General features: G+C 70.5%; 19 protein-coding genes. 11 read left to right on the top strand and 8 right to left on the bottom strand.

From position 1 onward, the window contains the following. Nucleotides 1-150 precede the first annotated feature (150 nt). On the bottom strand, nucleotides 151-1,449 hold the full coding sequence (locus tag CURTO8I2_RS15360) for a HAMP domain-containing sensor histidine kinase (RefSeq protein ID WP_159682109.1): 1,299 nt from the start codon (nucleotides 1,447-1,449) through the stop codon (nucleotides 151-153). After that, nucleotides 1,433-2,128, bottom strand: coding sequence for a response regulator transcription factor (locus CURTO8I2_RS15355; protein ID WP_159682108.1), 696 nt, complete (start codon nucleotides 2,126-2,128; stop codon nucleotides 1,433-1,435). Before CURTO8I2_RS15355 ends, CURTO8I2_RS15360 begins: the two co-directional genes overlap by 17 nt. 178 nt (nucleotides 2,129-2,306) lie before the next feature. Between CURTO8I2_RS15355 and CURTO8I2_RS15350 the strand changes: the two genes are divergently transcribed. Both CURTO8I2_RS15350 and CURTO8I2_RS15345 read left to right on the top strand, forming a co-directional pair. Continuing rightward, nucleotides 2,307-2,681, top strand: a complete 375-nt coding sequence (locus tag CURTO8I2_RS15350; RefSeq protein WP_159682107.1) for a diacylglycerol kinase — start codon at nucleotides 2,307-2,309, stop codon at nucleotides 2,679-2,681. After that, nucleotides 2,678-3,391, top strand: a complete 714-nt coding sequence (locus tag CURTO8I2_RS15345) for a phosphatase PAP2 family protein (protein WP_159682106.1) — start codon at nucleotides 2,678-2,680, stop codon at nucleotides 3,389-3,391. Before CURTO8I2_RS15350 ends, CURTO8I2_RS15345 begins: the two co-directional genes overlap by 4 nt. On the opposite strand, the gene CURTO8I2_RS15340 is transcribed toward CURTO8I2_RS15345, so the two are convergent. Next, nucleotides 3,369-5,363, bottom strand: coding sequence for an LTA synthase family protein (locus CURTO8I2_RS15340; protein ID WP_159682105.1), 1,995 nt, complete (start codon nucleotides 5,361-5,363; stop codon nucleotides 3,369-3,371). The two genes, CURTO8I2_RS15345 and CURTO8I2_RS15340, sit on opposite strands and share 23 nt — an antisense overlap. 238 nt (nucleotides 5,364-5,601) lie before the next feature. On the opposite strand from CURTO8I2_RS15340, the gene CURTO8I2_RS15335 reads away from it, so the two are divergent. Beyond that, nucleotides 5,602-7,356, top strand: a complete 1,755-nt coding sequence (locus CURTO8I2_RS15335) for a phosphoethanolamine--lipid A transferase (protein WP_159682104.1) — start codon at nucleotides 5,602-5,604, stop codon at nucleotides 7,354-7,356. A 125-nt stretch (nucleotides 7,357-7,481) separates the two neighbouring features. Further along, nucleotides 7,482-8,075 carry a DUF1003 domain-containing protein gene (locus CURTO8I2_RS15330; RefSeq protein ID WP_159682103.1) on the top strand — a complete coding sequence of 198 codons (594 nt, stop codon included), beginning with the start codon at nucleotides 7,482-7,484 and terminating at the stop codon, nucleotides 8,073-8,075. Nucleotides 8,076-8,090: 15 nt separating this feature from the next. Here the strand turns inward: CURTO8I2_RS15330 and arsB are convergent, their stop codons facing one another. The 3 genes from arsB to CURTO8I2_RS15315 are packed head-to-tail and all read right to left on the bottom strand — an operon-like array spanning nucleotide 8,091 to nucleotide 10,007. Continuing rightward, nucleotides 8,091-9,158: an ACR3 family arsenite efflux transporter gene (gene arsB, locus CURTO8I2_RS15325; RefSeq protein ID WP_159682102.1), complete on the bottom strand. Its 1,068-nt coding sequence runs from the start codon at nucleotides 9,156-9,158 to the stop codon at nucleotides 8,091-8,093. Further along, entirely contained in the window at nucleotides 9,155-9,646 is a 492-nt protein-coding gene (locus CURTO8I2_RS15320) for an arsenate reductase ArsC (RefSeq protein WP_159682101.1), read from the bottom strand. Before CURTO8I2_RS15320 ends, arsB begins: the two co-directional genes overlap by 4 nt. A gap of 37 nt (nucleotides 9,647-9,683) precedes the next feature. Continuing rightward, nucleotides 9,684-10,007, bottom strand: a complete 324-nt coding sequence (locus tag CURTO8I2_RS15315; RefSeq protein ID WP_159682100.1) for a metalloregulator ArsR/SmtB family transcription factor — start codon at nucleotides 10,005-10,007, stop codon at nucleotides 9,684-9,686. A 44-nt stretch (nucleotides 10,008-10,051) separates the two neighbouring features. Here CURTO8I2_RS15315 and arsH point away from each other — a divergent pair, with 44 nt between their 5' ends. From arsH to CURTO8I2_RS15280, 7 genes are all read left to right on the top strand, one after another. Further along, nucleotides 10,052-10,768 carry an arsenical resistance protein ArsH gene (gene arsH / locus CURTO8I2_RS15310; protein WP_159682099.1) on the top strand — a complete coding sequence of 239 codons (717 nt, stop codon included), beginning with the start codon at nucleotides 10,052-10,054 and terminating at the stop codon, nucleotides 10,766-10,768. Between the two features lie 199 nt (nucleotides 10,769-10,967). Then, nucleotides 10,968-11,765 carry an ATP-binding cassette domain-containing protein gene (locus CURTO8I2_RS15305; RefSeq protein WP_159682098.1) on the top strand — a complete coding sequence of 266 codons (798 nt, stop codon included), beginning with the start codon at nucleotides 10,968-10,970 and terminating at the stop codon, nucleotides 11,763-11,765. After that, nucleotides 11,762-12,505, top strand: a complete 744-nt coding sequence (locus CURTO8I2_RS15300) for an MlaE family lipid ABC transporter permease subunit (RefSeq protein WP_159682097.1) — start codon at nucleotides 11,762-11,764, stop codon at nucleotides 12,503-12,505. Before CURTO8I2_RS15305 ends, CURTO8I2_RS15300 begins: the two co-directional genes overlap by 4 nt. 70 nt (nucleotides 12,506-12,575) lie before the next feature. Further along, nucleotides 12,576-13,130: an outer membrane lipid asymmetry maintenance protein MlaD gene (gene mlaD / locus CURTO8I2_RS15295; protein ID WP_159682096.1), complete on the top strand. Its 555-nt coding sequence runs from the start codon at nucleotides 12,576-12,578 to the stop codon at nucleotides 13,128-13,130. Between the two features lie 5 nt (nucleotides 13,131-13,135). Beyond that, nucleotides 13,136-13,798: an ABC transporter substrate-binding protein gene (locus CURTO8I2_RS15290; RefSeq protein ID WP_159682152.1), complete on the top strand. Its 663-nt coding sequence runs from the start codon at nucleotides 13,136-13,138 to the stop codon at nucleotides 13,796-13,798. Further along, nucleotides 13,798-14,085, top strand: a complete 288-nt coding sequence (locus tag CURTO8I2_RS15285) for an STAS domain-containing protein (RefSeq protein WP_159682095.1) — start codon at nucleotides 13,798-13,800, stop codon at nucleotides 14,083-14,085. The genes CURTO8I2_RS15290 and CURTO8I2_RS15285 overlap by 1 nt, the downstream gene beginning before the upstream one ends. 38 nt (nucleotides 14,086-14,123) lie before the next feature. Then, nucleotides 14,124-15,209, top strand: a complete 1,086-nt coding sequence (locus CURTO8I2_RS15280; RefSeq protein WP_159682094.1) for a VacJ family lipoprotein — start codon at nucleotides 14,124-14,126, stop codon at nucleotides 15,207-15,209. Nucleotides 15,210-15,310: 101 nt separating this feature from the next. On the opposite strand, the gene CURTO8I2_RS15275 is transcribed toward CURTO8I2_RS15280, so the two are convergent. Next, a complete protein-coding gene (locus CURTO8I2_RS15275; RefSeq protein WP_159682093.1) occupies nucleotides 15,311-15,856 on the bottom strand; it encodes a glutathione peroxidase in 546 nt (181 codons plus the stop codon). Between the two features lie 131 nt (nucleotides 15,857-15,987). Further along, nucleotides 15,988-17,439: a DNA recombination protein RmuC gene (gene rmuC, locus CURTO8I2_RS15270; RefSeq protein ID WP_159682092.1), complete on the bottom strand. Its 1,452-nt coding sequence runs from the start codon at nucleotides 17,437-17,439 to the stop codon at nucleotides 15,988-15,990. Nucleotides 17,440-17,446: the final 7 nt, after the last annotated feature.

Raw genomic sequence — 17,446 nt, 5'->3', positions numbered from 1 at the left:
GGGTGTAGTCGCGGGTGGGTTCGACCGGCATGTTCATGGCAACAGATCCTCCCCGCGGACGTCGCGGCGGCAGTCCGGCATATCTACGCGCGGCCGGGCCACCCCACAGCTAGGGCCCGCCCTAGTCGGCGCGGCGCGGATGCCGGGGCTTCAGCCGGGACGCGGCGCCCGGCCGGTTTCCTGCGTCGGCAGCACCAGGCTGGCGACGGTGCCGCGGTCGGGATCGGAGGCGATGTCGAGCTGCCAGCCCAGGTGCTCGCTGAGCCGCGCGATCAGGGCCAGGCCGATGCCCGCACTGCGCCCGCCACCGCGCGCGAGGCGCGCGTAGAGCGCGCTGATCTCGTCGGGGGTCATGCCGTGGCCGGGGTCGCGGATGACCACGCGGCCGCCGGGTTCGAGACGGATGTCGATCGTGCCGCGGTCGCTGTGCTCGATCGCGTTGCGCACCAAGTTGCCGATCGCGATGCGCACCACGGCCTCCGCCGCGAGCACCGTGGCCGGCGCCGGCGCATCGACGACGAGCTGCAGGTCCTTGCCCGCCGCCAGCGGACGATGGTCGTCGACGATGTCGGGCAGCAGGGTCTCGAGATGCAGGGGCTCGGCGCCCGCGAGCGCGCGGGCGGGATCCTTGGCCAGCACCAGCAGCACCGAGATCAGGTGCTCGACCTCCTGCGTGGTGCGCGCGATGCGCGCGAGCTGCAGGGCCATCGCGTCGGCCGTGCGCGGCCCCGTCAGCGCGATCTGGCTGGCGCTGCGGATCACCGACAGCGGCGTGCGCAGTTCGTGGCTGGCGGTGTCGATGAAGGCGCGTTCGCGATCGACGAACTGCTCGTTGCGGGCGAGGTAATCGTCGAGCGCGCTGGCGATCACCGCCAGTTCCGTGCTCGCGCGTGGCGGCAGCTCGATGCGCTGGCCGTGGCGGTCGGGCGACAGCGCCCCGATGCGCGCGGCGAGGTCACGCAGCGGCCGCGTCAGCACGCGCGCGCCGAAGTACGCGGCCACGCCGAGCAGCAGCATCACCAGCAGCGAGGACGCGAGCACGGGTCGCATCAGCACCCATTCCTGGTCCTCGAAGCCGTCGATGTCGAGCGCCAGCGCCTGGCGCCCGTCGTCGGTGTCGCGGACCAGCACCGCCCATTCGTTGTCGCCGTAGAAGACGCTGTCGTGCAGGCCGGGGGTCAGCGGCCGCAACACCGCGGGCACCTCGACACGCGGATCGTCGAGCGGGTGCAGGTCGAAGCGGCCGTTGTTGCGCCAGGCATACCCCGGTTCCTGGTGGCGTCGCTCGAGGATCTCGGTCAGCTGGGTATCGAGCAGCGCCTGCCAGACCATCCGCTCGGCGTTCTCGTTGACCAGCACGCCATGGGTGAACAGCGCGATGCTCAGCAGCACCGCGTAGCCGACGACCGCGATCGTGATCTGGCGGGCGAGACTAGTGCGCCGCGCCATCGGTGTCCGGCTCCAGGGCGATGCGGTAGCCGACCCGCGGAATGGTGTGGATCAGCTTGACCGGCTGGTCGCCGTCGACGCTGCGGCGCAGCTCGTAGATGTGCGAGCGGAGCATGTCGCCGTCGGGCGGCTCGTCGCCCCACAGGGCGTACTCCAGCTGCCGGCGGCTGACCGCCGACGGGCTGGCCTGCATCATCACCTGCAGCAGTTTCCGCGACGCCGGGAACAGGTGCAGCAGGCGGCCCCCGCGGCGCACGTCCAGCGTGGCCAGATCGAAGGCCAGGTCGCCGACCTGCAGATGCCGCGCAGCGCTGCGGCCGCGTGCGCGGGTCATCAGCGCGAGCAGGCGGACCTCGAGTTCGGCGAGGTCGAAGGGTTTGGTGAGGTAGTCGTCGGCGCCGGCGCGGAACCCGGTGAGCTTGTCGGGCAGCTGGTCGCGCGCGGTGAGCATCAGCACCGGCGTGTCGATGCCGTGCTCGCGCAGCGTCTGGAGCACCTGCGGGCCCTCCATGCGCGGCAGCATCCAGTCGAGCACGATCGCGTCGAAGGTCTGGGTCACCGCCAGGTGCAGGCCGACCACGCCGTCGGGCGCCGCGTCGAGCTGCGCGCCGCGCGCTTCGAAATAGGCGAACAGGCTGGCGACCAGGGGCGCGTGGTCCTCGACGATGAGCAGGCGCATGGCGGTCCGTGCAGGGCGATCGCGACCTAGCATGCGCGCGGCCGCGCTGCGCCGCCAGACGACTCCGCGGCGCCCGCGCGCGCTTAATGCGCCGCGAAGGAATCTCCGACCGCGTTCCGACACTGCGCCCGCGACGCTGCGGGCCGCGCCGGCGCCGCTCCGCCGGCCGGAGCCTGCGATGTCGATCTCCACCTCCACCGGATCTGCACCGACCGGCGTGTCGCGCCTGATCGCGGCGCTGGGCCATTCGCGCCGTGGCCTGCGCGACACCTGGCGCAGCGAAGCCGCGTTCCGGCAGGAAGCACTGCTTGCACTGGTCGTGGTGCCTGCGATCTGGCTGCTGGTGCCCGCGCCGTCGTGGCGCGCGTTGCTGCTGGTGACGCTGGGCCTGGTGTTCGTGGTCGAGCTGCTCAACACCGCGATCGAAGCGGCCATCGACCGGATCGGCGCCGAGCGGCATCCGCTGTCGGGCAAGGCCAAGGACGCGGGCTCGGCCGCGGTGACGGTGAGCCTGCTGCTGCACGGCGCGGTCTGGGCCTGCGTGCCGTGGTGAGCGTGCGCGCCACCGACTGGCCGGCCGTCCGGCGTCTCGACGGCTGGCCCGCGATCGCTGCGATGCTCGCTGCGGCGCTCGCGCTGACGGTGCCGCTGCAGGGCCTCGGCGTCGACCAGTGGCTGGCCGACCGGGTGTATGCCTGGGAAGGCGGTCGCTGGGCCTGGCGCGAGGCGTGGTGGACGTCGCGCCTGCTGCACGAGGGCGGTCGCCTGCTCACCGTGCTGGCCGGGGCGGCGCTGGCCGCGGTGCTGCTGCTCGACCGGCGCCTGCACGTGCTGTCCGCGCGCTGGCGCAGCGCGGCCGGCTATCTGCTGGTCACCGTGGGGCTGTGCGCGGTGCTGGTCGCCATGCTCAAACGGATCACCGGCGTCGACTGTCCCTGGGATCTGCTGCGCTACGGCGGCACGCGCGACTGGGCGCTGCCGTTCGCCGGCGCGGGCGCCTGCTTTCCGGCCGGCCATGCCGGCGCCGGTTATGCCTGGGTCGGCCTGTACTTCGCGCTCGGCCATGCCGCGCCGCGCTGGCGCGGTTGGGGTCTGGCCGTCGGCCTGATCCTGGGCACGGTGTTCGGCGTGACCCAGCAGCTGCGCGGCGCGCATTTCCTGTCCCACGACGTGTGGGCGCTCGCGGTGTGTGCCAGCGTGGCCATCGGCGTCGCCCGGTACTGGCCGGGCTGGACGGCGCTCAGCGCGCACGCGCGGCGCTGAGCACGCGTCCCGTCCCGGCATCGACGCGTGCGTCGGGGAGGCTGTGCCAGCCGTGCTCGTAGGCCAGCGTGCCCCACAGCGCGTGCATCGTCGCATCGCGGACCAGACCCGGCGGGGCATTGGCCTGCGGCAGCAGCGCGCCGTCGGCACGGCGCTCGAACGCGAGCGGCGCCTGCGCCGGCTGCAGCACCACCATCGCGTCGTCGGTCATGTAGGCGAAGTTCTGGTCGTACTGCATCAGCGCGCGGCCCGGACCGCCCGAGCGCGTGAGGTCGGACCCGATCATCGGCGTGGGATCGTCGATGCCGACCAGCGACAGCAGCGTCGGTCCCAGATCGATCTGGCTCACCAGACGGTCGTCGCGCCGCGGGGCGAGGCCGGGCGCGAGGATGAGCCCGGGGATGTGGAAGTTGTCCACCGGCACCAGCGTGCGGCCGAACGCGCGCGAGTCGTGGTCGGCGACGACCAGGAACACGGTGTCGTCGGCGTAGGACGACGCCCTCGCCTGGTCCATGAAACGGCCCAGCGCGTAGTCGGCGTACTTGGCGGCGTTGTTGCGCGTGGCCTTCTCCGCATCGTGCAGCTGGATGCGACCGTCGGGGAACTCGAAGGGATCGTGGTTGCTGGAGGTGAACACGAAGCCGAGGAACGGCGTGCCCGCCGCCTGCAGCCGGGTGAATTCGGCGTGCGCGTGGTCGAACAGGTCTTCGTCCGACACGCCCCACGAGCCGACGAACGCCGGCGCGTCGTAATCCTGGCGGTCGACGATGCGCGAAAAGCCGTTCGACAGCAGGAAGCCGCGCATGTTGTCGAAGTGGCTCTCGCCGCCGTAGTAGAACGTGGTGTCGTAGCCGTGGCGGGCGAGCACGCTGGCCAGGGTGAAGAACTGACCCTGTGCACGCGGACGCTTGACCGTCGCCTGCGACGGCGTCGGCGTGTAGCCGCTGATCACCGCCTCGATGCCGCGCACCGAGCGCGTGCCGGTCGCGTAGAGCCGGTCGAAGGCCCAGCCCTGCGCGGCGAGGCGGTCGTAGTTCGGCGTCAGCGGCAGGCCGCCGAGGCTGCCGACGAACTGCGCGCCCAGGCTTTCCTCGAGCACGATGACCAGGTTGCGCGGCCGCCCGGTATAGGCCGGCGCGTGTTCGACCAGCACCGGCGCGGACGCCGACGCCGCGACCGACGTGCCGGTGCGCGCGTGCATGTAGGCGGCGACCGCGGCATCCGGCGTGGCGGTGTCGTAGAGTCGCGCGCCGGGATCGTCGCGCAGCAGGTCGCGGATCGAGAACGCGACCGAATAGAACGAGTTCAGCGGCAGCGTGTTGACGGTGGCATCGCCGGAGAACGCGAGCAGCGACGGATTCATCGGCCGGTGGCCGAGCGTGGAGCGGATGCCCATCGCCGACAGCGCCACCACCAGCACCGCGAGACCCGCGCGCAGCGCCCAGTCGCCACCGGCGTCGTCGACGCGCGCGAGCGCGCGACGGATCACGCGGTAGCCCAGCAGCGCAGCGGCCACGCTCAACGCGAGCGTCAAGAGGCTGCTCGCCAGATGGCCCTTGCCCAGCGTCGACGCGATCTCCTGCGGATACAGCAGGTATTCGACGAACACGCGGTTGGGCCGCAGGCCGTACTCGTGCATGAAGGCGGGCGTGGCCAGTTCCAGCGTCAGCGGTAGCACGAGCGCCAGCGTCAGCCAGCCGGCGAACACCGCGCGGACGCCTCGACGCGTGCGCAGGCCGACGGGCAGCAGCAGGTAGAGTGCGGCGGCCACTCCGAGGAACATGCACATCGTCGCCACGTCGACGCGCAGGCCCTGCACCAGGACGGGCGTCCAGCCGTCCGCGGCCTCGACCGCGTCGGCGTGCCACAGCGACAGCGCCAGGCGCGAGGCGGACAGCAGCGCCAGGCCGGCCACGAACACCCGCAGGAATGGCGCGAGACCGGACACGGCGCGCGGAACGGAACGGGACATCGTCGGACCTCCTGATGGACGCACACCGGCACGCGCGGCCGGTGATGCCGAGCGCAGGCTGGGCGCGGCGATGTCGGAGAACTGTCGGAACGACGACCGGTGGCCGGCCGCGGATTAAGGTCTGCGCAACGGCATTCCCACGGCTTTCCGACGCGCACGCCGCGAGCCTGCGCACGCCGGGACGGTCCGGCATGACGCGGGCGCCGTGGCGATGCAGGGACAGGGATGGACACCGGGCGTGCGGCACGTGCCGCGGACACCCGCGCACGCACGTGGCGCGACGCCGGTCTGGGCCGGGCCGCCGGCAGTGCACGGCACGCCCGCCGCATCGCCCGGCAGCGACGCCATCGCCCTGCGCGGCGCTACCCGCGACGCGCGGTCGCGTCTGCGTGCGGCGCTGCTGCGGCCGCGACCGCCCGAAGGACTGATCGTCGCGGTCGCGGCCTGGTGCATCGTCAGTGCGAACGCGACGTTCTGGCACGCATTGCACGTCGCCGGCGCGGCGCCGGGCGTGCAGGTCGCGTTCGGCGTCGCACTCGTCGCGTTGCACGCATTGCTGTTCGGCCTGTTCGCATTCGGTCGCGCGCTGAAGCCGGTGCTGTGCGTGCTGCTGGTGGTGACCGCGTTCGCATCGTTCTTCGCCACGCACTACGCGGTGCTGTTCGACGTGGAGATGATCCACAACGTGCTGCGCACCGATCCGGCCGAAAGCCGGGAGCTGCTGTCGGCGGGCCTGCTGCTGCACGTGCTGCTGCAGGGCGTCGCGCCGGCAGTGTTGGTGACGCTGGTGCCGCTGCGGCGCGACACGTTCGGACGCGCCGCGTTGCGCCGCGTGGTGTTCCTGCTGGCGATGGCGCTGTTGGCCGCGGGCGCGCTCGGCAGTGCGTCGCAGGGCATCTTCTCGCTGGTCCGCGCCGACCATGCGCTGCGCTACCGGATCACGCCGGGCAACGTGCTGGTGTCGGCGGTGCGCGCCGCGGGTGAGCGCGACGAAGTGCCGCCGGGCGAACGCCGGCCGGTGGCCACCGATGCGCGGCAGACCACGACGCCGGTGATGCGCCGCCCGCGCCTGCTGGTGCTGGTGATCGGCGAAACGGTGCGCGCCGATCACTGGGGCCTCAACGGCTATGCGCGCGACACGACGCCCCGGCTGCGTGCGCGCGGCGTGGTCAATTTCCCCGACGTCGCCGCCTGCGGCAGCAGCACCGAGGTCTCCCTGCCGTGCATGTTCTCCGCGCTCGGCCGCGCGCACTACGACCGCGATGCGATCCGCGCGCAGCAGAGTCTGCTCGACGTCGTCGCCCGCACCGGCGTCACCGTCGACTGGCTGGACAACCAGTCCGGCTGCAAGGGCGTCTGCGCGGGGACCGGCATGCAGACGATGACCGCGGCGATCGATCCGGCCGCCTGCCGCGACGGCCGCTGCCTCGATGCCGTGCTCGTGACCGCGTTGCGCCAGCGTCTGGACACCGCCCAGGGCGACACGCTGCTGGTGCTGCACATGCTCGGCAACCACGGGCCGGCGTATTTCGAGCGCTATCCCGAGACGTTCGCGCGCTACCGGCCCGTGTGCACCAGCGCCGATCTGGCGCGCTGCGCGCGGCCGGCGATCGTCAACGCCTACGACAACGCGATCCTCTACACCGATGCCGTACTCGGCCAGCTGATCGACCTGCTGGCCGCGCGCAGTGATCGCGACAGCGCGCTGCTGTACGTGTCCGACCACGGCGAATCGCTGGGCGAGTACGGCCTGTTCCTGCACGGCGCACCGTATGCGATCGCGCCGGCGCAGCAGCTGCAGGTGCCGATGGTGCTGTGGACCGCAGCGGACTCGGCGCGCTCGATGGGCGTCGACCTGGCCTGCGTCCGCACCGGCGCGCGCGCACCGCATGCCCACGACGATCTGTTCCCGACGGTGCTCGGATTCTTCGACATCGCCACGCGCGCCTACGACCGGACCCACGACCTCGCCGGACAGTGCCGCGCCGGCTAGCGACGCGCGGCGCGCGCCCCTCGGGCCACGGTGCAAGCGGACCGCCTGTCGCGACTTCGCATCGCGCGTGCCCGACAGGGCCAGACTGCGGCTGCCGCCGGCGATGCCGGCACCGGAGCGCGACTATGCAGCCCAAGGCACACATCGACTATCTCGCCCGGGCCAGGACCTGGTTCGGCGGCACCAGTGCGGAACTCGACCCGGCCACGCGTGGCATCGTGCAGCTGGCGATCGATCGCCGGGTGACGTCCACCGATCCGGGCAAGCTGCTGGACCAGGCGACGCTCGGCGAAGCGCTCGCCGACCGCGTGGCGGCGTTCGGCGGCTCGTGGACCTTCATTGTGCTGTTTCTCGCCGCGCTCGTCGGCTGGGTGGTGCTCAACACGGGCGCGCTGGGCACCGATGCGCTCGACCCGTTCCCCTACATCTTCCTCAACCTGATGCTGTCGATGGTCGCCGCGCTGCAGGCGCCGGTGATCATGATGAGCCAGAACCGGCAGGCGTCGAAAGACCGGCAGATGGCGGGCTACGACTACGCGGTGAACCTCAAGGCCGAGCTCGAGATCATGGCGCTGCACGAGAAGATGGATGCGATGCGCAGCGAGCAGATCATGCGGCTGCTCGACCAGCAGCAGACCCAGATCGATCTGCTGATGCGCCTGGTCGAGCGCGCCGGCGACGGTGCGTCGCCGCCGCCAGCGCCCGGGGGCGGTGCGTGATGCACCGGTGTGCGATCAGGCGGTTGCAGCCCCGAACCAGCGGCGCTGCAGCCACAGCGCGACGTGCACCAGCAGGATCAGCACCGGCACTTCGACCAGCGGCCCGATGACCGCCGCGAACGCGACCGGTGAAGCGAGACCGAACGCCGCGATGGCCACCGCGATCGCCAGTTCGAAGTTGTTGCCGGCCGCGGTGAACGCGATGGCCGTCGTGCGCGGATAGTCCTTCGCGATCAGCTTGCCCATCCAGAAGCTGGTGACGAACTGGATCAGGAAATACAGCGTCAACGGAATCGCGATGCGCACCACGTCCATCGGAATCCGCACCACGTCGGCGCCCTTGAGACTGAACATCGCGACGATGGTGAACAGCAGCGCGGCCAGCGTGATCGGGCTGATCTTCGGGAGGAAGCGCGTCTCGTACCAGGTCTCGCCCTTCGACCGCACCAGCCAGCGCCGGGTGAGGTAGCCCGCAAGAAACGGGATGCCCAGATACACCAGCACCGCCTGCGCGATGGTCCAGATGCTGACGTCGATGACGCTGCCTTGAAGCCCGAACACCGGCGGCAGCCAGCTCAGGAAGAACCAGGCGTAGGCGCTGAAGAACAGGATCTGGAACACCGAGTTGAACGCGACCAGGCCAGCGACGTACTGGTTGTCGCCGCGCGCGAGCTGGTTCCACACCAGCACCATCGCGATGCAACGCGCCAGACCGATCAGGATCAGGCCGGTCATGTAGTCCGGATAGTCGCGCAGGAACAGCACCGCCAGCCCGAACATCAGGAACGGCCCGATCAGCCAGTTCTGCACCAGAGACAGCGCCAGCACGCGGCGGTCTAGGAACACGTTCGGCAGTTCCGCATAGCGCACCTTGGCCAGCGGCGGATACATCATCAGGATCAGGCCGATCGCGATCGGGACATTGGTGCTGCCCCAGCTCAGCGCGTTCAATCCGTCCGGCAGGCCGTCGAACAGCGTGCCGAGCGCGATGCCCAGCGCCATTGCGGCGAAGATCCACAGCGTGAGCCAGCGGTCGAGAAACGACAGGCGACCCGGTGCGGGCGCAGGCGCGGGCGTGCTCATCCGACGTCGGCGATCGGTTCGAGCAGCGCCTTGACCGCGGCCTTGTCGGCCCAGACCGCGTCGCGGATGTCGAGAAACGCGCGCATGCGCTTCTGGATGATCGCGTGCGCCTGCGCGAAGGCCGCGCGCTTGTCGGCGTCGCTGCCGGTCACCGCGGCGGGATCGAACAGGCCCCAGTGCACGCGCACGAAATCACCGTGGACGACCGGGCAGCTCTCGTTGGCCGCGCTGTCGCAGACGGTGACGATCAGATCCATCGGCGCGGCGGTTTCGGCCGAGAACTCGTCCCAGGACTTGCTGCGCAGGTTGTCGGTGGGAAAGCCCTCGCGCTCGAGCTGGGCGATCGCGAAGGGATTCACCTGGCCGGCCGGCTGGCTGCCGGCGCTGTAGGCCTCATAGCGGCCCACGCCCCAGGCGCGGAGGGTGGCTTCGGCCAGCACGCTGCGGGCGGAATTGCCGGTGCACAGGAACAGGACGCGTCGGGTCATGGGTCGGGCGCTCGGGTGGATTGCGTATCGGAATGGATCAGGGCCCGCAGGCAGCGGACGGCGCGCAGTCGCCCGCGTCGTCGGCGCAGCAGTTCTCGGTGAGGTAGCCGACCAGTGCGTTCATCGCGTCGAACTCGGCGCGGTAGCGGATGGTCCGGCCGCTCTGCTCGCCGCGCACCAGTCCGGCGGCGGTCAGCGCCTTGAGATGGAAGGACAGGGTGGCGCCGGGCAGGGCCAGCGCCTCGGCGATGTCGCCGGCCAGCTTGCCGGCGCGACCGGCCCGCACCAGCAGCCGGAAGACCGACAGGCGCGTGTCCTGGCCGAGGGCGGCGAGTGCGGAGGTTGCGGCTTTATGTTCCATGTTTCTAGAATAGTCGAACATTTATGGCGGTCACAAGTCACCCGATGGCATCCGATCTGCCCAATCTCGATCCCGACGCGTTCAAGCCCGTCGACCCGGCCGCACTCGGCGTGCCGGCCGGCGGCCATCCGCCGCGCATCCTGATCCTCTACGGCTCGCTGCGTCCGGAGTCCTACGGCCGCAAGCTGGCGCTGGAGGCGCAGCGCCTGCTGGAGGCGTTCGGCGCCGAGACGCGGCTGTTCGATCCCCACGACCTGCCGATGCTCGATTCGGTGCCCGCCACGCACCCGAAGGTGCAGGCACTGCGCGCGCTGTCGCTGTGGTCCGAAGGCCAGGTCTGGGTGAGCCCGGAGCGGCACGGCGCGCCGACCGCGGTGTTCAAGAACCAGATCGACTGGCTGCCGCTGGAAAGCGCCGGCGTGCGCCCCACCCAGGGCCGCACGCTGGCGGTACTGCAGGTCTGCGGCGGCTCGCAATCGTTCAACGTGGTCAACGCACTGCGCCTGCTCGGCCGCTGGATGCGCATGGTGACGATCCCCAACCAGTCCTCGGTGCCCAAGGCCTGGCAGGAATTCGACGAGGCCGGGCGCATGAAGCCGTCGGCGTACTACGACCGCGTGGTCGACGTCATGGAGGAACTGGTGAAGTTCACCTGGCTGGTGCGCGACCACAGTGCGCTGCTGACCGACCGCTACAGCGAGCGCCGGCAGACGCAGGCCGCGGCCGCACTGGCCAGGGTGTCGGGCGCCGGCGCGCCCTAGCAGCCACGCGGCGGATGCGCGCCTGGACGCGCAGCAGACGCCGGGCCAGCGGGACACTCCGCCCCGCCGCCGGGATAATTTCTGTACTCGTCAGTTCACTGACTGGGTTAAGATTCAGTGTGTTGCCGCCATGCTCTGCGGCTCGCGCCGGCCCGGCCGCGCGCAACCCTTGCACCGCTTTTTCCGTATCGACTCCCGAATGTCCGACGCCAACGCCCCTGCCGTGCTGCTGCGTGATGTCCGCCTCGACCGGGGCGGGCGCACGGTGCTGTCCGGCATCGACCTCTCCGTGCCGCGCGGCAGCGTGACCGCGGTGCTCGGCCCGTCGGGCAGCGGCAAGTCCACGCTGCTCTCGGCGCTGACCGGTGAACTGGTGCCGGTGGCGGGGACCGTCGAGGTCTTCGGCCAGCCGGTGCCGACCCGTGTGCGCGACCTGCTGGAACTGCGCAAGGGCATCGGCGTGCTGCTGCAGGGCAACGGCCTGCTGACCGACCTGACCGCAGGCGAGAACATCGCCCTGCCGCTGCGCCTGCACACCAAGTTGCCGAAGCCGGTGATCGCACGCCTGGTGGCGATGAAGCTGCAGGCCGTCGGCCTGCGCACGGCCGGTGATCTGTATCCGCGCGAGCTGTCGGGCGGCATGGCGCGCCGCGTTGCGCTGGCCCGCGCGCTGGCGCTGGACCCGCCGCTGATGATCTACGACGAGCCGCTGACCGGGCTGGACCCGATCGCCTCGGGCGTGATCATGAGCCTGATCGGCCGCCTCAACGCCTCGCTCGGCCTGACCAGCATCATCGTCACCCACCACGTCCACGAGACGCTGCCCGTCGCCGACCACGCCATCGTGATCGCCAACGGCCGCATTGTGTTCCAGGGCACGCCGGCCGAGCTCGAGGCCACGACCGATCCGCTCGTGCGCCAGTTCCTGCGCGGTGAACCGGACGGCCCCATCGCATTCGACCGCGGCGATCTCGCCCGCACGGAGGCTGCACGATGACCGCTGCGATCCGCTCGCTCGGCCGCGCCGGGCTGTTCTCGCTGTCGGTGCTGCGCGCATCGAAGCCGACGTCCGATTTCTTCTCCGAACTGGTCCGCGAGATCTACAAGATCGGTGGCCGGTCCCTGCCGATCATCGCGGTCGGCGGTGCCTTCGTCGGCCTGTCGCTGACCCTGCTGGGTTACCGCGCGCTGGAAACCTACGGCGCCAGCAACCAGGTCAGCGTGCTGATCGGGCTGGGCCTGTACCGCGAACTCGCGCCGGTGCTGACCGCGTTGCTGTTCGTCGGGCGCGCCGGCAGTTCGATCGCCGCCGAGCTGGGACTGATGCGCGCCACCGACCAGATCACCGCGCTGGGCCTGATGGCGATCGATCCGGTGGCCAAGGTCGTCGCGCCACGCTTCTGGGCGGCGGTGATCTGTGTGCCGCTGCTGACCGCGCTGTTCTGCAGCCTGGCGCTGTCGGCCAGCTGGTTCCAGGCGGTGCAGGTGCTGGGCATCGACAACGGCATGTTCTGGCAGTCGATGCAGGACGCGGTCGATTTCCGCAGCGATTTCCTGACCGCGTTCCTCAAGTCCGCGGTGTTCGGCGGCACGGCCGCGCTGGTCGCCTCGTATGTCGGGTTCCACGCCGAGCCAACGATCGAAGGCACCTCGGTGGCGACGACGCGCGCGGTGGTCAACGCCTCGCTGCTGGTGCTGATGTTCAATTTCGTGATGTCCGCCTTCCTGTTCCGCTGATGTCGGCGGCCTGAACGCGGATTCCTTCTTTCACCGCCGCGTCCGGCGGTCCGCTGCAAAGGTGACACCCATGACAAGCGCCCGTGGTCCCCGTCTCGAATTCGCCGTCGGCGCATTCCTGTTGCTCGCGCTGGCGTCGCTGCTGGTGCTGGCGATCGCCTCGACCAATGGCCAGTTCGGCTTCAGCCGCGGCGGCACGTACGAGCTCAACGCACGGTTCAGCAATCTCGGCCAGCTGCGTCCCAACGCACCGGTGAAGGTCGGCGGCGTCACCATCGGCCGCGTGACCGGCATCGATCTGGACCCGGTGCGCTTCGACTCGATCGTGACGATGCAGATCGAGGACCGCTTCAACGAGATTCCGGCCGACACCTCGGCAGCGATCCTCACCGGGGGTCTGCTGGGCGAGAGCTATCTCGGCCTGTCGATCGGTGGCGATCTCGAGGCGCTGCAGCCGGGCGAGGAGATCGCCTACACCTCGCCGGCAGTGGACCTGATGCAGATGGTCGGCAAGTACATGTTCGGTGGCGGCGGCGAAGGCGCCGACGCTGCCTCGCCAGCCGCGCCCGAAGCCGGCACCGCGTCGCCCGACGCGCCCCCCAGTGACGAAGGAGTTCTTCCATGATCCGTATGCCCCTGATCCGTCGCGCCCTGCCGCTCGCCCTCGCTGCCGCACTGGTGCTGCCTGCCGCCGCGTTCGCGCAGGCCCGGCCGGCCGCCGCCCCCGCTGCCAGCACCGCGCAGGCGGGCTCGCCCAGCCAGCTGGTGCTGGGCAACACCGAGCGCGTGCTCAAGACCCTGGAGTCGCGCCGCGCCGAGTTCACCCGCGACCGCGGTGCGCTGCAGACCTTCATCAACAGCGAGTTCAACGCCGTGTTCGACCGCGACTACGCGGCGCGCCAGGTGCTGGGCCGTCATGGCCGTGGCGCGTCGGATGCCGACGTGAAGCTGTTCGGCGACGCGCTGGCCGAGAACCTGATGCGCAAGTACGGCTCCTCGCTGCTGGACTTCAACACCCAGCTGCGCGTGCGCATCAAGTCCGAAGCCCCGCTGCCGCGTGGCCTGGGCGTGCGTGTGTCGAGCGAACTGCTGCGCAGCGGCGGCGAGCCGATCCCGGTCGATTACCTGATGCGCCAGAGCGGCGGCACCTGGAAGGTGTTCGACGTGATGGTGGAGGGCGTCTCGTTCGTGCGCACGTTCCGTGAGCAGTTCGACACGCCGCTGCAGCGCAAGTCGATTCCGGAGGTCGCGCGCGAACTTCGCAGCGGCCAGATCCAGGCGACCGCCGAGTGATGGGCGCGGCCGCAGCCTCGGTCCGACGCGATGGCGATGCGCTGGCATTCGCCGGCGATGTCGTCGCCGCGTCGGTGCCGGCGCTGTGGCCACAGGCACAGGCCGGTCGCGCGGGCGCCGCGCGGCTGGACCTGTCCGCCGTCACTACGCTCGACAGCGCCGGACTGGCGTTGCTGGCCGAGCTTGCCGGCGAAGGCGCCCTGGTCATCGACGGCACGCCGCCACGCCTGGCCGAGCTGTGCCGCGCCTACCGTTTGACGCCGACGCTGGCCTACGTGTCCGCGTGAATCTTCCGCCCGCTCCGGCCCCCTTCGGGATTCCGACCATGTCGAGCCTTGCCCCGTTTCGTCTTCTGTTCCCGCTGATCGCCGCAGTGGCGCTTGCCGCCTGTGCCGGCAATGGCGCGGTGCGTGATCCTGCGCCGCCGGTGGCGGATACGGTCGCCGCCCCCCAATCCGCACCGGCGGCGGCCGGCGTGCCGACCGCGCAGGACGCCGATGCGGCCGATGTGCCGGCTGCGCCCGATTCGGGCGAGGTCGTCGATGCGCTCGACGATGCCGCCCGCGTGTCCGGCGACGCCGCGCCCGCCAACGGCACGCCCACCGATGCAGAGCTCGACTACGCCGCGCTCTACGGCGAGCCGGTCTACGACCCGGTCTATGACCCCACGCTGCCCGAAGCGGCGCAGATGCCGCGCAGCTACGACCCCTGGGAGCCGCTCAACCGCAAGGTGTTCGCGTTCAACAGCGCGATCGATCGCGGCGTCGCCAAGCCGCTGGCCCAGGCCTACGCCAAGGTCGTGCCGCGCCCGGTGCGTCTGGGCGTGACCAACTTCTTCAGCAATCTCGGCCAGCCGGTCAGCGCCCTCAACGCGTTGCTGCAGGGTCGGCCCAAGGCCGCGGGCCAGTCGCTGGGCCGCTTCCTGCTCAACAGCACGCTGGGGATCGGCGGCATCTTCGATCCGGCGACGGATGCGAACATTCCCAACCAGAGCGCCGACTTCGGCCAGACGATGGGCGTATGGGGCTGGCGCAATTCGCGCTATCTGGAATTGCCGCTGTTCGGCCCGCGCACCTTGCGCGACGGGTTCGGCCTGGTCGGTGACGCCCCGCTGTCGCCCCTGCGTCAGGTCGGCGACGATCCGTGGCGCTACGGCCTGCAGGGCCTGCAGCTGGTCGACCTGCGCACGCGTCTGTTCGCTGTCGACAGCATGCGCGAGGGCGCGACCGACGAATACGCATTGATCCGCGATGCATGGATGCAGCGCCGTTCGTACCAGATCGAGTCGGTGCGCCGTACCGATCGGGACGACAGCGAAACCGGGCTGCCGGACTACCTCTACGAAGACGACGCGATGCCGACGGTGCCGGTCGACGTGATGCCGATGGTGCCGCTGTCGCCGACGAACTGATGCCCGCGGCGTGTCGTTGAAGTGATCGCAAAAGCCCCGCGGATGCGGGGCTTTTTTTGCGCGCTCTCAGTCCCCCGTGTGCGGGAGAAGACGCGCCACCCTCACGCGCCTGCCAGTGCCGCCTCCACCGCCGCGCGCAGGCGCGGATCGTCCGCGGTCACGTCGGGCGCGAACCGGTCCACGACGTGGCCGTGGCGGTCGACCAGGAATTTTTCGAAGTTCCACAGCACGCCCGGCGCCGGATTCGGCGGCGCGTAGGCGCGCAACTTCTCGCGCATCGGGCCTTCCCCGGTCGCCTCGGGCTGCGCCGTCGTCAGCGCCGCGTACAGCGGATGGATCGCATCGCCGGTCACCGCGATCTTCGAGAACAGCGGAAAGCTCACGTCGTAGCTGAGACTGCAGAACTGCTGGATCTCGGCGTCGCTGCCCGGCTCCTGGCCGGCGAAGTCGTTGGCGGGAAAGCCCAGGACGTCCAGGCCCGCATCGCGCTTTTCGCGGTACAGCGCCTCGAGGCCGGCGTATTGCGGCGTCAGGCCGCACTTGGATGCGACGTTGACCACCAGCAGTACCTTGCCGGCATGGGCGCCGAGGGTGGTGGTGTCGCCGTCGATGGTGGTGAGCGGAATGTCGGTCAGCGGTGCGGTCATGAAGGTGCGCTCGCGCGTGGGAAGAGATCCGATGTTAGCGGGCCGGGCGTCCGTACGACCGGTCACGGGCACGCGGTCCAGGGCGGCGGATGGACCCGTCGCCAGACCGGGCCGCCAGTCGCCCGCTGCGGTCAGGGCGACTGCGGCGCGTCCTCGTCCTCGTCGCCCGCCGCGTCGTCCAGCGCCTCGCCCAGCAGCGCCTGTGCATCGGGACCGGGCAGCGATTCCACTCCGCGCAGGCGGCGCTCGATCGTGCGGGTCTTGCGACTGGCCTCGCCCAGGCTCTTGCCGACGGTGGTGATCTGCTTCTCGGCTTTTTCCAGGATGCCGGCGAACTTGCCGAACTCGCTCTTCACCGCGCCCAATACCTGCCAGACCTCGCTGGAGCGCTTCTCGATCGCCAGCGTGCGGAAGCCCATCTGCAGGCTGTTGAGCAGGGCGGTGAACGTGGTCGGGCCGGCGAGCACCACGCGATGTTCGCGCTGCAGCAGGTCGACCAGGCCGGCGCGGCGGATCACTTCGGCGTACAGGCCTTCGGTCGGCAGGAACATCACCGCGAAGTCGGTCGTATGCGGCGGGCACACGTACTTCTCGCTGATCGATTTCGCCTGCACGCGGATGGCCCGTTCCAGCTGCGCGGCCGAACTCTTGAGCGCGTCGAGGTCGCCTTTCTCCTGCGCATCGATCAGACGCTCGTAATCCTCGCGCGGAAACTTGGCGTCGACCGGCAGCCACACCACGGTGTCGTCGCCGCGCCCGGGCAGGCGGATCGCGAAATCCACCGCTTCCGCGCTGTCGGGCCGCACCCGCACGCTGCGTGCGTACTGCTCCATGGTGAGCGTCTGCTCGAGGATATTTTCCAGCTGCACCTCGCCCCAGCCGCCGCGGTCCTTGACGTTGGTCAGCACGCGCTTGAGATCGCCCACGCCGGTGGCCAGCTGCTGCATCTCGCCGAGGCCGCGCTGCACCTGCTCCAGGCGCTCGGACACGATCTTGAACGATGCATCGAGGCGTGTATTGAGCGTGGTCTGCAGTTTCTCGTCGACGGTCGCGCGCATCTGGTCGAGCTTGCTGGCGTTGTCGGCCTGCAGGCGCTGCAGCTGTTGCTCCAGCGTCGTGCGCATCTCGCCGATGCGCTGTTCGTTGCGCTGGGTCAGTTCGTTCAAGCGCGCACCAAGCGCGTCGGCGAAGCGCTGCTGCTGTTCCGCGCCTTCGGTGCGCGTCTTGCGCGCATCCTCGGTCAGCGCCGCGCGCAGCACGCCGAGGCGTTCGTCGGTGGTGCGGGTGAACGCGTCGAGTCGGGCGTCGGTGCGCACGGTGAACTCGTCGAGGCGCTGGTCGGTGCGCGCGGCGACGGCCTGCAGCTGCGCGCCGAAGGCGTCGATGCGCTGTGCCTGCGCCGCCGCGGCGGCATCGAGCTGCTGGCGCAGTTCGCCGCGGCCGTCGCGCTGTTCCTCGCGCAGCACGCGTTCCAGCGCATCGCCGCCCTGGCCGGGCCGGCGCAGCACCAGGACGACGAGCAGGCCGGTGGCGATGACGAGCAGCAGGAAGATCAGGGCGGGCAGCGCGAGCGACAGGTTCATCCGGTGA

This window comes from Luteimonas sp. 9C, assembly GCF_902506295.1.
Lineage (GTDB): Bacteria > Pseudomonadota > Gammaproteobacteria > Xanthomonadales > Xanthomonadaceae > Luteimonas.
Note: the sequence above shows the minus strand (reverse complement) of the source record. Positions and strands in the feature narration are given on the sequence as shown.